Source organism: Geobacillus sp. FSL W8-1251 (assembly GCF_038005945.1).
Lineage (GTDB): Bacteria > Bacillota > Bacilli > Bacillales > Anoxybacillaceae > Geobacillus > Geobacillus stearothermophilus.
The window spans coordinates 1,190,485-1,210,367 of sequence record NZ_JBBOUF010000001.1 but is presented as its reverse complement, the minus strand read 5'-3'; the positions used below and the strand labels follow the sequence as shown (position 1 = coordinate 1,210,367).

At 53.9% G+C, this 19,883-nt stretch carries 19 protein-coding genes and 4 pseudogenes; 14 read left to right on the top strand and 9 right to left on the bottom strand.

Annotated elements, in window-relative coordinates; all coding sequences use genetic code 11:
- Positions 1-59 precede the first annotated feature (59 nt).
- The 3 genes from NSS88_RS06440 to NSS88_RS06430 all read left to right on the top strand — a co-directional run bounded on the left by NSS88_RS06440 (position 60) and on the right by NSS88_RS06430 (position 4,615).
- The gene (locus NSS88_RS06440) at positions 60-1,736 is read left to right on the top strand and encodes an L-lactate permease (RefSeq protein WP_121678149.1); all 1,677 of its coding nucleotides are present in this window, start codon (positions 60-62) and stop codon (positions 1,734-1,736) included.
- Positions 1,737-1,841: 105 nt separating this feature from the next.
- Complete coding sequence (glcD, locus tag NSS88_RS06435) at positions 1,842-3,254, top strand: glycolate oxidase subunit GlcD (protein ID WP_341085359.1); 1,413 nt, start codon at positions 1,842-1,844, stop codon at positions 3,252-3,254.
- Positions 3,251-4,615, top strand: a complete 1,365-nt coding sequence (locus NSS88_RS06430) for a (Fe-S)-binding protein (protein ID WP_121678148.1) — start codon at positions 3,251-3,253, stop codon at positions 4,613-4,615. Before glcD ends, NSS88_RS06430 begins: the two co-directional genes overlap by 4 nt.
- A 113-nt stretch (positions 4,616-4,728) precedes the next feature.
- Here the strand turns inward: NSS88_RS06430 and NSS88_RS06425 are convergent, their stop codons facing one another.
- From NSS88_RS06425 to NSS88_RS06410, 4 genes and pseudogenes are all read right to left on the bottom strand, one after another.
- Positions 4,729-4,869 carry a rod shape-determining protein gene (locus NSS88_RS06425; protein ID WP_233130451.1) on the bottom strand — a complete coding sequence of 47 codons (141 nt, stop codon included), beginning with the start codon at positions 4,867-4,869 and terminating at the stop codon, positions 4,729-4,731.
- A 10-nt stretch (positions 4,870-4,879) separates the two neighbouring features.
- A pseudogene (locus NSS88_RS16725) lies at positions 4,880-5,059 on the bottom strand (rod shape-determining protein); the annotation flags it as partial.
- A 329-nt stretch (positions 5,060-5,388) separates the two neighbouring features.
- Entirely contained in the window at positions 5,389-5,841 is a 453-nt protein-coding gene (locus NSS88_RS06415; RefSeq protein WP_049626124.1) for a C40 family peptidase, read from the bottom strand.
- A 149-nt stretch (positions 5,842-5,990) separates the two neighbouring features.
- Positions 5,991-6,845: an IS982 family transposase gene (locus tag NSS88_RS06410; RefSeq protein ID WP_341083635.1), complete on the bottom strand. Its 855-nt coding sequence runs from the start codon at positions 6,843-6,845 to the stop codon at positions 5,991-5,993.
- A 162-nt stretch (positions 6,846-7,007) separates the two neighbouring features.
- Here NSS88_RS06410 and NSS88_RS06405 point away from each other — a divergent pair, with 162 nt between their 5' ends.
- From NSS88_RS06405 to NSS88_RS06360, 10 genes and pseudogenes are all read left to right on the top strand, one after another.
- A complete protein-coding gene (locus NSS88_RS06405) occupies positions 7,008-8,375 on the top strand; it encodes an ISLre2 family transposase (RefSeq protein WP_341082615.1) in 1,368 nt (455 codons plus the stop codon).
- Positions 8,376-8,988: 613 nt separating this feature from the next.
- Positions 8,989-9,219, top strand: a pseudogene (locus NSS88_RS06400) (EAL domain-containing protein); the annotation flags it as partial.
- Position 9,220: 1 nt separating this feature from the next.
- Positions 9,221-9,592 (top strand): DnaJ family domain-containing protein, encoded by a 372-nt coding sequence (locus tag NSS88_RS06395; RefSeq protein ID WP_055358372.1) that lies wholly within the window; start codon positions 9,221-9,223, stop codon positions 9,590-9,592.
- A 285-nt stretch (positions 9,593-9,877) separates the two neighbouring features.
- The gene (locus NSS88_RS06390) at positions 9,878-10,423 is read left to right on the top strand and encodes a DUF6431 domain-containing protein (RefSeq protein WP_289643825.1); all 546 of its coding nucleotides are present in this window, start codon (positions 9,878-9,880) and stop codon (positions 10,421-10,423) included.
- 152 nt (positions 10,424-10,575) lie between these two features.
- Positions 10,576-11,829 carry an IS481 family transposase gene (locus NSS88_RS06385; protein ID WP_094239815.1) on the top strand — a complete coding sequence of 418 codons (1,254 nt, stop codon included), beginning with the start codon at positions 10,576-10,578 and terminating at the stop codon, positions 11,827-11,829.
- A complete protein-coding gene (locus tag NSS88_RS06380; protein WP_064213564.1) occupies positions 11,822-12,622 on the top strand; it encodes an ExeA family protein in 801 nt (266 codons plus the stop codon). The genes NSS88_RS06385 and NSS88_RS06380 overlap by 8 nt, the downstream gene beginning before the upstream one ends.
- A gap of 451 nt (positions 12,623-13,073) precedes the next feature.
- Positions 13,074-13,715: a precorrin-2 dehydrogenase/sirohydrochlorin ferrochelatase family protein gene (locus NSS88_RS06375; protein WP_033013936.1), complete on the top strand. Its 642-nt coding sequence runs from the start codon at positions 13,074-13,076 to the stop codon at positions 13,713-13,715.
- A pseudogene (locus NSS88_RS06370) lies at positions 13,712-13,861 on the top strand (PhzF family phenazine biosynthesis protein); the annotation flags it as partial. The gene NSS88_RS06375 and the pseudogene NSS88_RS06370, both read left to right, overlap by 4 nt.
- A gap of 97 nt (positions 13,862-13,958) precedes the next feature.
- Positions 13,959-15,017, top strand: coding sequence for an IS630 family transposase (locus NSS88_RS06365; RefSeq protein WP_339239467.1), 1,059 nt, complete (start codon positions 13,959-13,961; stop codon positions 15,015-15,017).
- Positions 15,018-15,036: 19 nt separating this feature from the next.
- Positions 15,037-15,723 (top strand): annotated as a pseudogene (locus tag NSS88_RS06360) (PhzF family phenazine biosynthesis protein); the annotation flags it as partial.
- A 182-nt stretch (positions 15,724-15,905) separates the two neighbouring features.
- On the opposite strand, the gene bshB2 reads toward NSS88_RS06360, so the two are convergent.
- Both bshB2 and NSS88_RS06350 read right to left on the bottom strand, forming a co-directional pair.
- Positions 15,906-16,559, bottom strand: a complete 654-nt coding sequence (gene bshB2, locus NSS88_RS06355; RefSeq protein WP_033009572.1) for a bacillithiol biosynthesis deacetylase BshB2 — start codon at positions 16,557-16,559, stop codon at positions 15,906-15,908.
- A 13-nt stretch (positions 16,560-16,572) separates the two neighbouring features.
- Complete coding sequence (locus NSS88_RS06350) at positions 16,573-16,920, bottom strand: YojF family protein (RefSeq protein WP_055358374.1); 348 nt, start codon at positions 16,918-16,920, stop codon at positions 16,573-16,575.
- 165 nt (positions 16,921-17,085) lie between these two features.
- On the opposite strand from NSS88_RS06350, the gene NSS88_RS06345 reads away from it, so the two are divergent.
- Entirely contained in the window at positions 17,086-17,856 is a 771-nt protein-coding gene (locus NSS88_RS06345) for an arginase family protein (protein WP_044743039.1), read from the top strand.
- Positions 17,857-17,956: 100 nt separating this feature from the next.
- Here NSS88_RS06345 and NSS88_RS06340 read toward each other — a convergent pair whose 3' ends face one another.
- The 3 genes from NSS88_RS06340 to cobA all read right to left on the bottom strand — a co-directional run bounded on the left by NSS88_RS06340 (position 17,957) and on the right by cobA (position 19,845).
- Positions 17,957-18,241, bottom strand: coding sequence for an acylphosphatase (locus NSS88_RS06340; RefSeq protein WP_055358538.1), 285 nt, complete (start codon positions 18,239-18,241; stop codon positions 17,957-17,959).
- A 70-nt stretch (positions 18,242-18,311) separates the two neighbouring features.
- On the bottom strand, positions 18,312-19,058 hold the full coding sequence (locus NSS88_RS06335) for a sirohydrochlorin chelatase (RefSeq protein ID WP_055358375.1): 747 nt from the start codon (positions 19,056-19,058) through the stop codon (positions 18,312-18,314).
- A gap of 10 nt (positions 19,059-19,068) precedes the next feature.
- Positions 19,069-19,845, bottom strand: coding sequence for a uroporphyrinogen-III C-methyltransferase (gene cobA / locus NSS88_RS06330; protein ID WP_049624345.1), 777 nt, complete (start codon positions 19,843-19,845; stop codon positions 19,069-19,071).
- Positions 19,846-19,883 lie beyond the last annotated feature (38 nt).

Genomic DNA, 19,883 nt, shown 5'->3' with positions numbered 1-19,883 from the left:
CAGTGGGCGATCATTTGCAAACGCCGATAAGTCGGACATAAAGGGGAGGAGAAAACCGCATGCAGTGGAAGCAAGATTTTACGCCAATCGCCGACCAGCTTTGGTTATCGGCCATTGTCGCACTCATTCCGATTTTGTATTTCTTTTGGGCTTTGGCCGTCAAGCGGATGAAAGGGCATGTCACCGGGCTGACGACGTTGCTGCTTGCTTTGGTGTTGTCTGTAATCGCTTACAGGATGCCGGCCGGCAAAGCGGTCATGTCGGTGACGCAAGGAGCGGTGTACGGGCTGCTCCCGATCGGCTGGATCATCATTACGTCCGTCTTTTTATATAAGCTGACGGTGAAGACCGGCCATTTTGACATCATTCGCAACTCCGTCGTTTCCCTCACCGAAGACCGGCGGCTGCAGGCGCTGCTCATTGCCTTTTCGTTCGGGGCGTTTTTGGAAGGGGCGGCCGGGTTTGGCGCGCCGGTGGCGATTTCAGCAGCGCTTCTGGCCGGATTGGGGTTTAACCCACTGTACGCCGCAGGCATCTGTTTGATCGCCAACACAGCGCCGGTGGCGTTCGGGGCGGTCGGGATTCCGATCATCTCGATGGAAGGGCCGACCGGTGTGCCGGCGATGGAAATTTCGAAAATGGTCGGGCGGCAGCTGCCGTTTTTATCGGTGTTCATTCCGTTCTATCTCGTTTTGATTATGGCAGGATGGAAAAAGACAGTCGAAGTGTTGCCGGCCATTATCGTCTCCGGCGTTTCGTTCGCGCTCACGCAATATTTGACATCGAACTTTTTAGGACCGGAGCTGCCGGACATTTTGTCCTCGCTCGTTTCGATCGTCGCATTGGCTGTCTTTTTGAAATATTGGAAGCCGAAAAGCACATTCCGCTTTTCAACGGAGTCGGAAGTGGCGGCTGCTGGGCAAGTTGCTCGCGCGACGCAACGCGGCGGGGAAGTGTTCCGCGCTTGGTCGCCGTTTCTCGTGCTGACGGCGTTGATCTCGCTTTGGGGCATCCCGCAGGTGAAAGCGGCGCTCACCGGCCATTATGAAGGAACAAACGGTTTGCTCAAGCTTGTCAATGCCATCGGAGCCCATTTGACGTTTATGCCGCCTGTGCCGGGGCTCAATAACCAAATTTTGAACCCAAGCGGTCAGCCGATTGCGGCGGTGTATAAGCTTGAGCTGCTCGGCTCGGCTGGGACGGCGATTTTGTTGGCGGCGGTCGTCACCAAGTTCATCATCGGCATCTCGTGGAAAGATTGGGGACGCACGTTTGTGGAAACGCTTAACGAGCTGAAATATCCGATTGTGACGATCGCTTCGGTCGTCGGCTTTGCCTACATCGCCAACTCTTCAGGCATGAGCACGACGCTTGGGATGGCGTTGGCCAAAACAGGCCCGTTGTTCCCGTTCTTCTCGCCGATTTTAGGCTGGCTCGGCGTGTTTATCACCGGTTCGGATACGTCGTCGAACTTATTGTTTGGCAATTTGCAAAAAGTGACGGCAACATCGATCGGCATGGATCCGGTGCTGGCGTTGGCGGCCAACTCATCGGGCGGCGTCGTCGGGAAAATGATGTCGCCGCAGTCGATCGCGGTCGCCTGCGCGGCCGTCGGCTTGACCGGCAAAGAGTCCGACTTGTTCCGCTTTACGGTCAAACATAGCATATTCTTAATTATCTTGGTTGGTATTCTCGTGTACCTGCAATCGACGGTATTATCGTGGATGATTCCGTAACGGCAGCGAAGGGGGACGAGGCTTGGCCTGGATGGAAACAGACGCCAAGCCCGGCCCCTTTTCCGCTGTCGGCGAATGCAAATGGATGTGGAAAGGGTGAGACCATTGATTCCAAATGAAGCGAAAAAACGGTTGATTCAAGTCGTGGGAGCTGAAAACTACGATGACACGAAAACGGGGCGGCTCGTCTATTCGTATGATGCGACTCCGCAGTTTCAGTCGCTCCCCGATGCAGTCATTGCGCCGCGAAATACGAAAGAGGTCGCGGAAATTGCGAAAATTTGCAACGAGTATCGCATCCCGATCGTGCCGCGCGGGTCAGGAACGAACCTTTGCGCCGGCACGTGTCCGGTCGAAGGCGGGATCGTTCTTCTGTTTAACCATATGAACCGCATTTTGGAAATTGATGAGGAAAACTTAACCGCGACCGTTCAGCCGGGAGTGGTGACGCTTGATTTGGCGAAAGCCGTTGAAGAAAAAGGATTGTTTTATCCGCCGGACCCGGGGTCGATGAAAATTTCAACGATTGGCGGCAACATCAGCGAAAACTCAGGCGGCTTGCGCGGCCTGAAATACGGGGTGACGCGCGACTATGTGCTCGGGTTGGAAGTCGTCTTGGCGAACGGCGATGTCATCCGCACCGGTGGCAAGCTGGCAAAAGATGTAGCTGGCTATGACTTAACCCGTCTGTTTGTCGGATCGGAAGGAACGCTTGGCATTGTCACCGAAGCGACGTTAAAACTTATTCCGATGCCAGAGGCGAAGCAGACGATGCTCGCTCTTTATCAAGATTTGGAGGCGGCCGCCCGTTCGGTGTCGAAAATCATCGCCAACAAGATCATTCCAGTGACGCTCGAGTTTTTGGACCAGCCGACATTGGAAGTGGTCGAAGATTTCGCCCGCATCGGCTTGCCGACCGATGTGAAAGCCGTTTTGCTCATTGAGCAGGATGGGCCGAAGGAAGTGGTAGAGCGCGATATGAAAAAGATGGCCGATATTTGCCGGGCCGAGCAGGCGGTGTCCGTTCAACTCGCCCGTTCGGAGGAAGAAGCAGAGGCGCTGCGGACGGCGCGGAGGGCGGCGCTGTCGGCGTTGGCGCGCTTAAAGCCAACGACGATTTTAGAGGACGCAACCGTGCCGCGTTCGGAAATCGCCAAAATGGTCAAAGCAATCAATGAAATTGCCGAGAAGTACCAGTTGAAGATCTGTACGTTCGGCCATGCCGGCGATGGCAACTTGCACCCGACCTGTCCGACCGACGCCCGCAATCGTGAAGAAATGGAGCGGGTGGAACGAGCGTTTGAAGAAATTTTCGCCAAAGCGATTGAATTGGGTGGCACGATTACCGGCGAACACGGCGTCGGGGTAATGAAAGCGCCGTATTTGGAATGGAAGCTCGGTCCGGCCGGCATCGCTGCCATGAAAGCGGTCAAGCAGGCGCTCGACCCGAACAATATTATGAATCCGGGCAAAGTGTTCGCCAAAAGCACGAGAAAACGGGTGGTGGTGACACGATGACAACGAAGATAGAACGAGCGCTCATTCAGAAAGCGTTTCAAGAACGGATGGATGAGGATGAACTGATGAACTGTATGCGCTGTGGCTTTTGCCTGCCATCATGTCCGACGTACATCGAATCGGGGCAGCAAGAAGCCCAGTCGCCGCGCGGACGGATTGCCTTAATGAAGGCGGTCGTCGATGGACTGATTGAGCCGGACGAAGAGGTGGAGCGGGCGCTCAACTTATGTTTAGGCTGCCGGGCATGCGAGTCGGTCTGTCCGTCCGGGGTCCGCTACGGCCATCTGCTGGAAGAGGCGCGCGACATTATCGCCCAGCATAAAAAAATGCCGCTTCCGGTTCGCTTCATCCGTAAGCTTGTGTTTGCCGGACTGTTTCCGCATCAAGAACGGATGCGGAAGGCGACGGCGCTTCTCGGTTGGTATCAGCGTTCCGGCTTGCGGACGCTTGCCCGCAAAACGGGGCTGCTTCGCCTGCTTCCGGCCTCGTTCCGGCAAATGGAGCGCGTGCTGCCGGACGTGCCGACGGCAAAAGAGATGAAAAACCGGCCGCATCGTTTGAATCCGGACGGTACGGTGAAAAAGCGGGTCGCCTTTTTCGCTGGCTGTTTGATGGATACGATGTTTATGGAAACAAACGATGCGACGCTGCGTCTATTGCAGCTCGCCGGCTGCGAAGTCATCATCCCGCCGTCCCAAGGGTGCTGCGGGGCGCTGCACGGCCATGGCGGGGAAAAAGAGATGGCGAAAGAGTTGGCCAAGCGAAACATTTCCGCTTTTGAGCAGCTTGATGTCGACTGCATTGTGACGAACGCCGGCGGCTGCGGTGCGTTTTTGCTTGAATATGACCACCTGTTAAAGGATGATCCCGAATGGCGCGACCGGGCGGAGGCGTTTGCGGCGAAAATCAAAGACATTTCTGAAGTGTTGGTTGAACTCGGGTTTCACCAACTACCGCTTCGCGTGGCGCCGCAAACGATCACCTACCAAGATTCGTGCCATTTGCGCAACGTCATGAAAACGGCGGCCGCCCCGCGCCGTTTGTTGCGGGCGATTGACGGCGTCGAGTTCCGCGAGATGAACGATGCTGACCGCTGCTGCGGATCGGCCGGCATTTACAACCTTGTGGAACCGGAGATGTCAATGCAAATTTTAGACCACAAAATGGAAATGGCGAAACAAACGAAAGCGACGACGATCGTCACCGCCAACCCGGGGTGTTTGCTACAAATGAAGCTTGGCATTGAACGGGCCGGGCTGTCAGGAAGCGTCCGCGCCGTCCATATTGTGGATTTGCTGCTTGAGGCCGCCGAGGGAGCACAAGCAACGCAAGGGGAGGAGCGCATTCGGCAGACGTCCTAACACCACAGTGGGCGGCCTCTCCGTGCCAGGAATGCCCATAGCTGGTCTAACAAGAACCCCCGCGATGGCGCGGGGGTTTTGAGTTGATTCAATGATCGGGAGTTGGAAATGAGCTACAGCGCTGCATCGAGGCGCTTTGGCATCGCCTGGAGCGCCTTCCCCGTGCCGATGGCGACCGCTTCAGCCGGATTGGGCGCGACATGCACCGGCACGTGCAGTTCCGTGCTCAGCCATTGCTCGATGCCATGCAGCAAGGCGCCTCCCAACATGGGGAGGAGTCTTGCCGATCATTTGTTTTGCCTTTTGGCCGATTGCCATGAGCTTGTCCGCCTGGCGGTTATAGGCGACCGTTGCTGGTTCGTCAAACAGAAGCCCTTTCGTCTGGCTGAACAGCCTGACATTCATCGTCCCTAAATCAACGCCCAGCTGTGAGGAAGCGAACAACGGAAACACCTGCCTTTGTCAAAAATCGATGAACGGACAACTAGTCATCATCTATACCATTCGACAAGAGCCGCGGCTTTATGTCCATATTGTCGAAACGGGAGGGGGCAGCCGTTGCGGCTGGGGATCATAAAAAATTTTTTTGTTTTCATGTATAAAAGACGAAAAGGGAGGAAATGAATAATAGCGTAACGTTTCCAGGTATTCCCCCGATCCCCTATGAATATATATTAGGCCCTCCGGTTTCGGAGGGCTGCTTTTTTGGCATAATAAAAACCCCCTGCCTATTAAGCGCGCTTAATATGACAGAGAGCTTTTGCAATGAACCGCTACAGACGCTTGGCTCCGACATATCTTGTTTTCCAATAGCTGCTGTTTAAGCTGTCGATTTTGACACCGCGGGAAACGGCATGAATAACTTGATTGTTCCCAATATAGATGGCAACGTGGGAGACGCCTTTTGTCTGTTTCGAAGTGTCAAAAAACACCAAATCCCCTGGCTGCAATTTCGATTTATGTACGTATTTTCCTTTTTTATACATTTCTTTGGACGCGCGCGGCAACGTGACGCCGACTTTTTTATGGGTATAGTAAACAAATCCGGAGCAGTCAAATCCTTTTGGCGTTGTGCCGCCATACCGATACGGAGTGCCGACCAGTTTTTTGGCCTCGGCGATCAGCCTCGTCTTGTTGGCGGCTGCGTCAGAACTGGGAGTGCTTACAAAGAAGCAGGAAAAAAGAACGATGAATGCTACAGAAACAAGAGTGAGCCATTTTTTCATTTTCCCGAACCCCCGACAAAATCATTTTCCATTCGACGTTGTTTGATTACAGTATAACAGAGGAAAACAGTCTTGTTTTTTACAGTTGAATTAAATAATGTTACAGTGTGATTACAAATATATATTAAACCCGTGGTGCTAGTTGAGTGTCAGCGCTCAACCAGCCCTAGTGTGACCAAGGAATACGCCAACAAGATGCCATCGAGTGCCACTTCAAACCCGGCCATGGAATTCGCTCGAATGTCGGTGATCCGGTATTGGTCTACGAGAATCGAAAACACCGTCTCGATGACTTTGCGTTTTTTTCGGATCCATTCTTCCCATGCTTTGGATGGGCCGTGCTTTTGATTGTGTCGAGACGGTGTCCAGAACGCAGCTTGGTGTTCTTCGTACAGCTTTTCTCGAAGAGCGTGGCTGATGTACCCTTTGTCCCCAAAGTTGTAGGGATGAGGGATTTGAGTCATCACCGTTTCAGCGGCTTTGACGTCGTGGCAGGACGCTTCCGTCACGACATAGCCCATGGCCAGCCCTTGATTGGTCACTTGAAGATGCAGCTTGAAACCGTAGTACCATTGCTTTTTGGAAGCACAATACCCCATATCCGCGATCCCTCGAAATCGCTTGACGCGCTGCATTCTTGCGGGATGGCACAACGGAAGAGGCAAGCTGTCGACGACCGCATAAGCATGGTGTTGGCCACGTTTCGCCAGCTCATGACGGATCCATTTGATGGCGAAACCAAGCGCTCGGCAGCGGCGGTTGTATCGGGAGCGTTCAAGAAACGAGCCGTTTGTGAACAAATTTCCCGTGACAAAACGATGCCAGGCTCGTTCGGAAGAAAAGCCCAGCAGCTTCCCCAAAAGGTGAACCGCCATGACCACTTCGTCTTCTTGCTTGACCAAGTGACGGTTGCGGCGATGAAGATACATTTGAATCAACGACAGTTGGGCAGAAACAAAACAGAAAATAGCGGCATGTGTGAGTAAAATATTTGTGGGTGACATTCCGGAATGATTCCCCGACGAGGGTTGCGAACTTTTGTTCGCGACGCTCGTCGGGGCCACCAAGCGAAGCGCGGTAGAAAAAAGCAAATGTCATGCAAAAAGGACTCTCTCCCTGCTATGATGGTGATGACCAACATCCATAAAACAGGAGGGAGAGAGTCCATGAAACATCTTACCACAGAATGGCCTTTATTAAAAGAGCTGGAGGAACAATTAGTCAGAACTCTTCAAAAGGTGTTCGCTGTCTTGTTGGCGGCCCTTTTGGAGGAGATTGATCAACAACTGGCGGAAGCGCGGGACAAGCGCCGGTATCAGCTGAAAGACAAACGGCCGACTACGATCCAAACGCTGTTTGGAGAAGTGACGTTTCGACGGAACTACTACTATGACCGGCAAACGGGGAACTATACCTTCTTGCTGGATGCCGAACTGGGCTTTGATGGAGCGCAGTCGATCAGCCCTTGCCTCGAGGAAACGGCGGTCGAGTTGGCCGTAGAGTGCTCTTCCTACCGCAAAGCGGCCCGTACGTTGGAGTCGATCGTGGGGTATGCGGTCCTAAGCCACGAGGCGATTCGCCAACTGGTGCTGGAGGCCCCTGTCTCGCTGCACCGCCCTGTTTCCCAACGGCACGGCCGAGTGCTATTTGTGGAGGCGGATGGGCTGTTCATTTCCCGCCAGGGGAAAGGGAAACGGGCGAAAGAAGAGAAAATCCTGGCGGTTCACGAGGGATGGAAACGAAACGGTTCGCAGCTCGAGCTCGTGAACCGGCGCCACTACCTCCATGAAGGGGCGGGAGACGTGTGGGAACGGTTTGAAGAGTGGCTGATGAACGAATATGCCTATGATCCGTGCCGGGACCTTTTGATCATCAACGGCGACGCGGCGTCGTGGATCACGGCCTGCCGGGAGTATTTTGGGAAGCGGGCGTGCTTTCAGCTGGATCGATTTCATGTGGCGCGGGAGCTGCGTCAGTGTCTGTCCGGCCATCCGCGTTGGCGGGAGGTGCGGAGGAAGCTGGCGAAACAAGACGAAGAAGGACTTTTGGTCGAGCTGAACAGCGCGGTCGGCACGTTGGGGGACGAAGGCAAAGAACAACAGCTGGCCGCCTTGATTCGCCGGATCGAGTCGATGCCGGGATGCATCCGGGACTATCGGGAGTGGCTGTCGGAGCAAGGGGTGGAGACGACCGGCATGCGTCCGATGGGCCACGCCGAGAGCGTGATGAGCCGGTTTGCGCATCGGGTGAAATCCCGCCGCAGCTGGAAAGACCAAGGGCTTCGGGCGTTTCTGAGGGCGATGGCGGCCCGAATCGACGGGATTTGGCGGAGAAATGGGCAGTTGGTGGAGGAAGAAGAGACCCGAACGGCGGCCTCGGCCTCAACAAAGTCCAAGCGGATCGAACAGGCCAAACGGAAGGCCGGACGGTTATGGGCAGATGTGGTGCGTCAGAATCTACCGTGTCTGCAGCGGTCATCCGGGACGCCGATCCATCAAGCGTTGTCGGCGCTCCGGGATGGTGGTTGGGTGTAAAAAAATGGAATACAATATCATCACTTCAAGATGAGGGATGAGAGTCCGAAAGCGCTTACGATATGAATTCCTTAAAATGGTTCGCTAACTAGTGATTGACAACGCCCGTAGTGAACCGAAAAAATGTTCTCCACAAAGTCTTGACTGACTCTAGCGGCATATTGTTTTTGAAGTTTGGCTGGATCTGTAGTAAAATGAAAGTGCTCTTGCATGGGGGATCTCTCCTTTCGAATGTTGGGTGACACTTTCATTCTACTGGAGATCCGCCAGCAAGGGCTATTTTTATGCTTGATCAAGTTTATCTAGCACCACGGGTTATATTAAGTTGCAATAAAGATTTTCCGATTGTTCGATTCTGTTTTCCTTCATAACAAGTCATTTTGATAGAATGCAGCGGGTGCTCTACTGGATGTAAAACAAAGTTCCAACTTATATATATTTCGTGGCAGTGCCAGCGACTGACTACAATCGGAACGGCCGCATCGACGGCGAAAAGGAACAAGCGGTTCCACCTGGGACAGTTTACCGCCGCCATTTTCCAGAGATCGAAGAGGCGTTCCACGGCCGGTTTGCGTTGGAACAGCATCCGACAACGGATGAATGGGGAAGGAGCATTCAAGGAAAAAAAGATGTCATCTTGCCGGCGATCATCCGCCTCGGGCATAATATAGGTGTCAAAGTGTTGACCGAAGGGGTCGAAACGGAGACCGAAGCGGCCTATTTGCAAGGAAAACGGTGCGATGAGGCGCAAGGCTACTACTTTTCCCCACCGCTTCCGTATGATGAGTTTGTTCGCTTTTTGAAAGAGCAGCATGTGAGGCGGCGGGCGCAGGAGTTGACGTGAAATGGACGGATTTTGGCGCATCGCCGAGGAGAAAATTCGCGAGGCGATGAAAAACGGCGAGTTTGACAACTTGCCCGGCTTCGGCAAACCGCTTGAGATTGAAGACCTTTCCCGCATTCCAGAGGAGCTGCGGCTCGGGTATTTGTTGCTGAAAAACGCCGGCTATGTGAGGGAAGAAGCGGAGTTGCGCAAAGAGCTTTTGACGCTCGAGGACTTGCTTCGTTGCTGCGAGGATGACGAGAAAAAGCAGGAACTTACGAAAAAATGGACGGAAAAACAGCTTCGTTTTTCCGAACTGATGAAAAAACGGCAACGGGCAAACTCGAAGGCGTTGCGCGACTATGGGCGGCGTATTGAAGAGAAATTTCGCTAAACGTTTTTTTTAAACAAGAGCTGAAACAGTTGCATAAAATGAAACGGTGGATGACGAAAGAAGAAAAACAACAGCTTCATCAGCTTCATGAACAAACGAGGCAAGCGATGGAGAACAATGATCAGGAGGCCATTGTAAATTATCACTTTATTTCGGAACAAAAGAGACATTTTTTTGCACATTCCTTCAGAAAGCCCTCTCCCCTTTTCTGAAAGAATGTGCTAAATTTTTTGTGAATTATTTCGGAAGAGAAAATCCATCGGTTCATAGGAGGGGGAAGAGGACGTGATTCAATTTCATGACTTTGGCATTGACGTCCAAACGTATGCAGAGCGTGGAAAAGAAAACGACTTCCCTCTTCTGAAAAAGTGTCCGCATTGCCGGGCCAAGCGCCCGTTGCACCGCCACGGTTACTATGAGCGAAACGCATTGACCCCACATGGTGATTATCGCATTTGGATTGTCCGGTATCGCTGTCGGGAATGCTTGAAGACGGTGAGTGTGCTGCCTTCCTTTCTCCTCCCGTATTTTCAGTATACGTTGTCCGCCATATGGCAAGTCGTGAAAGAGCAGTTGGGATTGACCGAGGGGACGAACCGGGCTCCGTTCCTCCTGACAAAGGACGGCATCATCTTTTATGTCCGACGGTTCTACCGAAACCTATCAAGCCTTCATAGTTTTTTTGCGAGGCGGTGGAGGATCATAGGCCCTATCGTGAAAAAAGAAAAGGAACGGGCTTCCTGGTGGATCCGGACGTTGGAGAAACACGGTCTTGATTCGGTCATCAGAGACATGTGGGAGGACGGATTCCGACACCCTTTTGCGAATTAAATGGGATCCTGATTTTACATATATATCCTAAATTGGAAATGGTTGAGGTTCCCACAAACCTTTCCTATCGACGGAGAAGAAGCGATCCGGTACGATAAGGGCAGACGGACCGGAACGGTCCTGATTCCAAGTGAGACCAGGAGGAGATTTGAATGAATGAGTCGATGAGACACGACATTGCCCTGTTTCGGTACGGGCTAATCGCTCCGTTGGTGAATGGGCAGGTGGAACCGAAGACGTATCTGAAAGAGGTGAGCGAGCGAGTGCACCATGTTCCCCACCAGGGCGACAAACGAATCGCAGCCAAGACGATCCTCGATTGGTGCACCCGATACAAAAAAGGGGGCTTTGACGCCTTAAAGCCGAAGCGCCGTTCGGACCGCGGCCACTCAAGGCGTCTGTCGCCCGATGATGAGGATCATATTTTAGCCCTAAGAAAAGAACATCCCACCATGCCCGTGACGGTGTTCTACGAACACCTGATCGAGCAGGGGGAAATCCCAGAAAATCATACCTCTTACTTTACTATATACCGATTGTTGAAAAAACACAACCTGGTGGGAAAAGAAATCTTGCCGATGCCGGAGCGAAAGCGTTTTGCGTATGACCAGATCAATGAGCTATGGCAAGGGGACTTATCCCATGGACCCACGATTCGCGTCCATGGGAAAGCCCAGAAAACGTTTTTGATCGCGTATATCGATGACTGCTCGCGGTTAGTGCCATATGCCCAATTTTTCCCTTCGGAGAAGTTTGACGGGCTGCGGATCGTCACGAAGGAAGCGGTGCTTCGTTGCGGGAAGCCGAAACGCATTTACTCGGACAACGGGAAAATTTATCGGTCCGAGGTGCTGCAGTATGCGTGCGCCGAGATGGGGATTACACTCATCCACACCCAGCCGTATGACCCGCAAAGCAAGGGAAAAATCGAACGGTTCTTCCGCACCGTACAGACACGGTTTTATCCACTGTTGGAGCTGAATCCGCCGAAATCGCTTGACGAGTTGAACGAGCGTTTTTGGAAGTGGCTTGAAGAGGAGTATCATCGAAAACCGCACGCCTCACTGGACGGAAAAACGCCGCATGAGGTGTTTCAATCGCAAGTGCATCTCGTGTCGTTCATCGAAGATGGCGATTGGCTGGATGCGATTTTTCTGAAACGGGAGCACCGCAAGGTGAAAGCCGATGGCACAATCACCCTGAATAAACAGCTATACGAAGTGCCGCCTCGGTTCATTGGGCAATCGATTGAGCTCCGCTATGACGAACGAGGCGTCTATGTGTACGAAGAGGGCAAACGGGTGGCGGAAGCCATTCGGGTGCGTTTGGAGGACAATGCCTATGTAAAACGCCATCGGTCCCCGTTTGCGGCGATTCCGGCGAAGGAGGGAGAACACGGTGTATAAATCGTTTTACTCCCTTTCGCGGGAGCCGTTTGCGAAAGAAACAGACCCGTCCGAGGCGTATCAAGGGGCGTCATTTCAGGAAGCGTTGCGGGCGCTGGAGTACGTGAAACGAACCCGGGGGATCGGGCTGTTGATCGGAGAGCCGGGGGCGGGCAAGACGTTCGCCCTTCGGGCGCTGAAAGAGTCATTGAATCCATCATTGTATCATGTCGTCTACTTTCCGTTATCCACCGGAGGCGTGATGGATTTTTACCGTGGACTGGCCTTGGGATTAGGAGAGGAACCGAAGTACCGCAAGGTAGACCTCTTCCGCCAAATCCAGCAGGCGATCGAGCGATTGTATCATGAACGGCGGATCACGCCGGTGTTCATTTTGGATGAGATGCATTTAGCGAAGGATGCATTTTTACAGGACATCGCGATCTTGTTCAACTTTGAGATGGATTCGACCAACCCATTTGTCTTGATTTTGGCCGGGCTGCCCCATTTACAGGGGAAGCTGCGGCTCAATCAGCACCGCCCTCTCGACCAGCGGATCATCATGCGATACCGGATGGGGCCGCTGGAGAAGGAAGAGGTGGCGGGCTACATCGAACATCGGATGAAACAGGCCGGGGCGAAGCATCCGATCTTCACCCCATCGGCGTTAGAGGCGATTGCCCTGCAGTCGCGGGGATGGCCTCGGGTGATCAACACGTTGGCCACGACGTGCCTGTTATACGGGTATCAGCTGAAAAAGGACGCCATTGACGAAGAAGTGGTGCGCATGGCCGCAGAGGAAATGGGGTATTAGCACGAAAGGGGCCGAATCGGCCTCTTTTGTGCTTTCTCTTTTCCATAGGTCCATCAGGCGCGCTGGAAATCTTCATCTGAAAGAGCGTGCAAACGTTCCGAAAGAATGTGCAAAATCCGGAACAATCCGCAAAAATTTTGCACATTATTTCCGAATCCGCCTGAAATAATTTGAAAAAGGGATTCTGAAATAATGTGCTAGTTTACAGGCCATGAAAAAACTGCTCCCGCAATGGCTTGAGCATATGAAAAAGAAAAATGAACGGTTGGCGAAATGGCTTCAAGAAGTGAAACAAGGATGATATAATGAAGAAAAAGGCCGTGTTCGATGCACGGCTTCTTTTTTTACTTTTTGTTGTCAGCCAAGGCAGGCGGTCGGGGAAGATTGCGCCTGTTTGTGCGCAGAAACCGACTCAGTCTGCCTGATGGATGCCGGAATGGGGGGTTGCGCCGTGGGGTATCCGATTGTTCTTCATGTGCGCGGCCGCCGCGCGGTCGTCGTTGGCGGCGGGAAGGTGGCGGCGCGGAAAGTTTACGGTTTGCTTGAAGCAGAAGCGGACGTTGTGGTAATCGCCCCGGAGGCGGTGCCGGACATTGAAGCGCTCGCGGCCAAAGGAGAGATCGTTTGGCGTAAGAAAACGTTCGCTGAAGACGACTTGGCAGGAGCGTTTCTTGTCATTGCGGCGACAAACGACCGGAATGTGAACGAAGCGGTGGCGCAAGCAGCAGCGCCCGGCCAACTCGTAAATGTCGTGGATGACCCGAAACGGTGTGATTTTCACGTTCCCGCTGTCATCCGCCGCGGTCCGCTCACCATTGCCGTGTCGACCGGGGGAGCAAGTCCGGCGCTTGCCCGTCGCATCCGCCGCGAGCTTGAGGAGAAGTATGGTGAAGAGTATGAGCCGTATCTTCAGTTTTTGCAGAAGGCCCGCGATATCATTTTGCGTGAGGTGGCGGACGATGCCGCACGAAAGCGGCTGTTTCGGGCGCTCGCTGCTGAGTCTTTCCGGCAGCGCGGCCGATGGGATGAAGAGTTGGCCCAGCTATTGGTGAACGAAAAAGAACGAAACGGGGAAAGAGGGAAAGAGCCATAAACATTCCGATGTATATTGTCGATGCGTTCACTGACCGGCCGTTTGCCGGCAACCCGGCGGCCGTCTGCTTGTTGCCGCAGCCGGCCCGTGATGAGTGGATGCAGCGTGTTGCCGCAGAAATGAATTTGTCTGAGACGGCCTTTTTATATATATGCTCATTGAAAAGTTAACCTTCGTATAAGTGGTGCCCACTCCGGTTATACTGCTCCTAAGGAAAAGCATGGAAAAGGAGCGGAATTCTGCATGAAACGTCTCAAAATCACCAACGATCACGGATGGACACCTCGGACACTTCGCAAACAGGAACGGAAAATCAAAAACACCCTTCTTCGCCAACGGGTGATGGCGGTTCGCCTGGTCATGGAAGGCTATTTGGGCAAAGAGGTGGCCTCCATGGTCAACGTGTGCCGACAAACCGTTTCCCATTATGTGTCGCTGTTCAACGAAGGCGGTCTGGAGCTCTTGCTTCATCGGGATTTCGCCCCCGGGCGGGAGCCGTTTCTCACCGAAGAACAGCAGGAAGAGATCAAACAGCTTGTGTTGACCACCACTCCCGCGGAACTGGGCTGGGACGTCGCTTCGGCGTGGAACACCAAACTCCTGCAATCCTATGTCGAAAAGCACTTCGGTGTTTCCATTTCCCGCGAAGCGTTGCGAAAACTCCTGCACCGCAAAGGGCTGTCGTGGACACGGCCGACCTACACATTGGCGAAAGGCGATCCGGATCGACAAAAGAATTTTGAGAAACAGATCGACTTCATAAAAAAAAACTTAATGGATCCTGATTCGGTCTTGTTGTACCTTGATGAAACACATATCCGCTCTTACCATGTCTTGCGGTCCACATGGTCGGAAGTCGGCCGCCAAAAACAAGTGCCGACGTTCGGCCATCATGCCCACGTATCGCTGTTTGGCGCGGTCAACATCCACGATGGCGAAACGGTGCTTCATCAAACGACCGCTGCCAATGCCGCGACGTTCTTGGATTTCTTGAGAATGCTCAAAGAGCGCTATCCGGACCGTCTCATGGTCTTGGTGTTGGATAACGCCCGCATTCACCATGCCAAAATGGTCAAGGAGTTTTTGCAGGAAGAAGGGCAGTGTTTTCACTTTATTTACCTTCCTCCCTATTCGCCACAGCTGAACCCGATCGAACGCTTATGGAAATGGCTGAAAGATACGGTGATTGCCAATGTATTTCACAAGGATCGCAACGATATCATTCAAGCCATTACTCGGTTTGTCCACTACATCCACGAACGTCCGGAGGAAGTGCTGCAGCGCTTAGGGTGTGCAGGATGACTGAGAAGTTAACTCTTCATGTTGCATGTATATAGTTCCACATGAGGGCGGCTATCGTCTGCGCTGGTTTACCCCTAAAGCAGAGGTTGATTTGTGCGGCCATGCAACGTTGGCGAGTGCCCATGTGCTGTGGGAGCGCGGGGAACACCGCCGAGATGAAGCGATTGCCTTTTTCACGAACAGCGGAGTATTGACGGCTATAAACAACGATGGTTGGATTCGGCTCGATTTTCCGAACGAAACGCCAGTGCGGGTTGAGTCGCCTCCTGCTGCGCTTGTTGGTGCCTTGCCAGCTGAACCGCTGTTTATCGGGCGCAACCGGTTCGATTATTTGGTGGAAATCGGCTCAGAACAGGAGGTGCGCAGACTGACCCCGGATTTCCGCCTGCTTCAAGAAGTAGATGCGCGCGGCATCATTGTGACAAGCCGTTCAGCGGCAGAAGAAGTGGATTTTGTATCGCGGTCCTTTTTTCCAGCTCTCGGTGTGCCGGAAGACCCGGTTACCGGCTCCGCCCACTGTTGCCTCGGGCCGTATTGGGCGGACAAGCTTGGGAAAACGACGTTAGTCGGCTACCAAGCTTCAGCCCGCGGCGGCATTGTGCGGGTGATGGTGGCAGGCGAGAGGGTTCAGCTCGAAGGAAAAGCCGTCACCGTGCTGAAAGGGGATCTGGCCGCCGAGGCCGCTTTCGGATTGCAACCCATCTGAAACATTCCAGCGGAAACAATGCCTGTTCCGGATCCGGTTGGGCGGGCTGGTGTTTTCTTCACTGCCTATGCCAACGAAAAAGGCGCCCAAGCCTCACGTGAAAGGCGGGCTTCCTTTTTTCGGCGGCGGGCCGGCCGTGCCGGTTCAGCCAGCTTGGAGGTGCGGCCGGCGCCTGTATACGTTTAGTCATCCCACCGATACGTCCAAAACCGTTCTGTTTTGAGCCAAGCAAGTGCATCGCCGCGTTTGGATGCCGCTTGCATCAGCCCTTCGGTTTGCGAACGGTGGGCGCGGATGGCGGCCAGCTTCGTCTCGATCACCGGGCTGACATCGCGGATGACGTCTGGCTGGCCAAGATCTTGTTCACAGTTTTTCGCAAACGCCACACAATGGACGGTCGGCCGTTCTTCTTTCGGCCAGCGCGTCAAGGCGCTGATGACTGCAGCGCCGCATGCATCGTGGTCAGGGTGAACGCTGTAGCCGGGGTAAAACGTGATGACGAGCGACGGGTTTGTTTCTGCCACGATGGCGGCAATCCGGTCAGCGAGTTCGTTTTCATCCTCAAATTCGACCGTTTTGTCGCGATACCCGAGCAGGCGCAAATCGCGAATGCCGAGAACGCGACACGCTTCTTCCAGCTCCTGCTTGCGGATGAGCGGAAGCGTTTCGCGGTTGGCAAACGGGGGCACGCCCATGTTTCGCCCCATTTCCCCAAGGGTCAGGCAGGCGTACGTCACCGGTGTGCCGCTTTGCACATGCTGGGCGATGGTGCCCGAAACGCCAAACGCCTCATCATCCGGGTGGGGAAACACAACAAGTACGTGTCGTTCCTTCATCGCAAGCCCCTCCTTATGCGAACGGCGTGTCGCTCAGCTCAAGAGCGACAGCCAGTTTCCCTTCGTAATCGTGTCCGGCCAACAACAATTGTCCTTCGTTCGTCCATTCCCAATGGGTCAGCCCTTCGGCGTACACCCAGCCGATTTGAAGCTTCAGCCCGACGCGGTACGGCCCCGGGCCGGTGATTTTGCCGCGGGTGAAGCGGATGCGGGCGTTGCGGATGTAGGCGCCGACGGAATAAAAGCCATCGTTATGATGGGAGGCGTATGCTCCGTTCGTCGTTTCCAAATGAATATATACGTCGCGATTGGCAAAACGATTCAGCGCCTCTTGTACGGCGGCCGTGTCGATCGGTTGCAAGCGGCTCCCTCCTTGCTGTTTGTTTTTCTATTATTGTACATGACCGAGGCGTGTGAGCGGAACTATTTCGACTTCTATTGTATAATAAAAAAAGAGACACATCTTGGACTCATCCGCACCTACAAAGCGTTGAATGATGATTCAACGAAAGAAGGGTGATGATCGATGGGGTTTCAAGGCAATGGTGTCACGATGCTCAATTTTGACGGCACTTACCGGCCGCAAAAGCGATTGTTCCGCTTTCCGCACGAATGGATCGATCTGTCGGATGTGCCGGAGACGAATTTGTATTGCAGCGGGGAGGCTCTCGCCGAAATCGAACGGCGGCTGCGCCGTCGGCGGATGCGCGGAGCGGTTTTAATCGGGAACGGCAACTTCCATTATGTAAGCTATTTGCTCATAAAGGAGATGAAAGAGCCGTTTACGCTCGTCTTGTTTGACCATCATACCGATGCCGAAGGGGGGAGCGACCGCCTCATTTCATGCGGCTCGTGGGTCGCTTACGCACTCGGACATCCGCAGCTGCAAAAAGTCATCATTGTTGGTCCGTCATGTTCTCCAAGCCATCTTCGTTTATCTCCAAAGATTACAGTTCTTCCTTTCGATGATCACGATGAATGGCCGACGGCGCTTTTGGACGCTATTCCGACCGGGAGCGTCTATATCAGCATTGATAAAGATGCGCTGCGCCGCGAAGACGCCGTGACGAACTGGGATCAGGGGATGATGCCGCTTTCCCGGCTGCTCGCTTGTTTGCGCCTTCTGCTATTCTATAAAAAAGTGCTCGGCGTGGACATATGCGGGGAGTACCCGCAAGCGGCTGTCGATGTATTCCATCCGTTTTGCCGTGAAGCGCAGCAAAAAAATGAGCGTGCGAATACGGCCATTTTGGAGACGTGTTTTCAATATGCGGCGCCGCATTTGCGGCCGGCTTAAGCAGGACGGATGGTGATCGCGCTTTTTCATTGGTGGAAAGAGCGCTTGGCGGCAGACGGACAACGTCTGCGCTGGGAATAGATCCAAAGCGGTGCAACAGTCAAATGCCGCTTCCGTACACAATGCGGAACTTAGTTTCGTCAGGGCGGACGGGGCGCGGCTCAACGTGCATGCGGGAAACTTTGGCAAACATCGTGCCGGCTTCAATCGTATCCAAAAACAGTTGGAGCTCGCTTTCATGCCCTTGGGCTTCCATCTCCACCGTCCCGTCATCGTTGTTTTTCACCCAGCCGGTCAGCTGGCGTTTGAGCGCTTCGTGTTGGACGAAATAGCGAAACCCGACGCCTTGCACGCGCCCTTCGACCATGACATGAACCCGTTTCATCATGATTGAAGACCTCCTTCGCTGCGGTCGCTTCGCTTCCATCATACCATGAAAAAAGGAGCTTGTCTGCTCAAGCTCCTTTTTTCGCTGCCGACAGCGCCTGCACCTGTTGTTGAATGAGCGTTACAAGCCGCGGATGATCCCCTAAGTATGAGCATAAATGCCACTGTTGATCGGAAACAGGCATCGCTTGCAGCTTCCGTTCGACTGTTTTCATTAAAACGCCGGTAAACAGCAAATACGGCACGATAAAGACGCGCCGGTATATGGATGCCTGCGCCCGCTTGAACCCTTCGTCAAGCGTCGGGCGGATGGCGGCGAGAAAACAAACGTCAACGTGCGGCACGCTCGTTTTTTCTTGCAAGCGCCGGGCGATAGCGGCGATGTCGCGCTTCGTATCCGGGTCGCTGCTGCCTCGGCCAATCAGCAGAACCATTGATTCATGGTCAAGCGGCGCCGGCTGCTCGCCGATGCGGTCGATGATGATGTCAATCATTGCATCGTGGACGCCAAACGGCGCTCCGCAGACGATCTCCAAAGACGGATGGCGCTGTTTCGCTGCTTTAAGCGCAGCCGGAATGTCCTGTTTGGCATGTCCGGCGGATAGAAGCAGCAACGGGATGACGATCACACGGGTTGCCCCTTGGGCGGCGCAACGGTCAACGCCGGTCGCAATATCCGGCTCAGCCAGCTCAACGAAGCACAGTTCTTGAATCGGGATGTCGATGGCCGCCTTGCATTGTTCAACGAAGCGGGCTGCTTCTCGGCGCGCAGCCGGAACCCGGCTGCCGTGGCTGACGTACAAAATGGCTTCCATCGCCATTGCCTCACGAGGTGGCGCCAGCGGCTGCCGATGATGACAACAACCGCTCAAACCATTGAATGTTGGCGCGCAGCCGGACGACATCCCCGATGATGACCATGCTTGGATTTTCGATGCGTTCTTTGGCGGCAATAGCGGCGATTGTCGACAGCGTGCCGGTGACCGTGCGCTGGATGGGGGTCGTTCCCCACTGAATGATCGCCGTCGGCGTATCCGGCGCCTTGCCGTATTTAATCAGCTGACCGCAAATGTATGGCAAATTGTGGACGCCCATGTAAATGGCGATCGTATCAATGCCTTTGGTGAGGCTTTCCCACTTAATGTCTTCGCGGGTTCCGTCGCGGCGATGCCCCGTGACAAAGGCGACGCTGGAGCTGAACTCGCGATGGGTGACAGGAATACCGGCGTAAGCGGCCGCCGCGATGGCCGATGTGACGCCAGGGACGATCTCAAACTCGATCCCGTGCTGAACGAGCGCTTCCGCCTCTTCACCGCCGCGCCCGAACACAAACGGATCGCCGCCTTTTAAACGGACAACTGTTTTTCCTTTTTTTGCATGCAGAACGAGTGAACGGTTGATCGTTTCCTGCTGCATAGCATGGTAGCCGGGCAGCTTGCCGCAAAAAATGAGTTCAGCGTCTGGCTTGGCATATGCCAGCAAGTCCTCATTAATGAGGCGGTCGTACAAAATGACGTCGGCTTGTTGAATGCATTTCAACCCTTTGACGGTAATGAGTTCCGGATCGCCGGGGCCGGCCCCGACCAAATATACTTTCCCCATCGTTGTTTCAGCCCTTTCTGTCGTGATCCCGTCAGCTG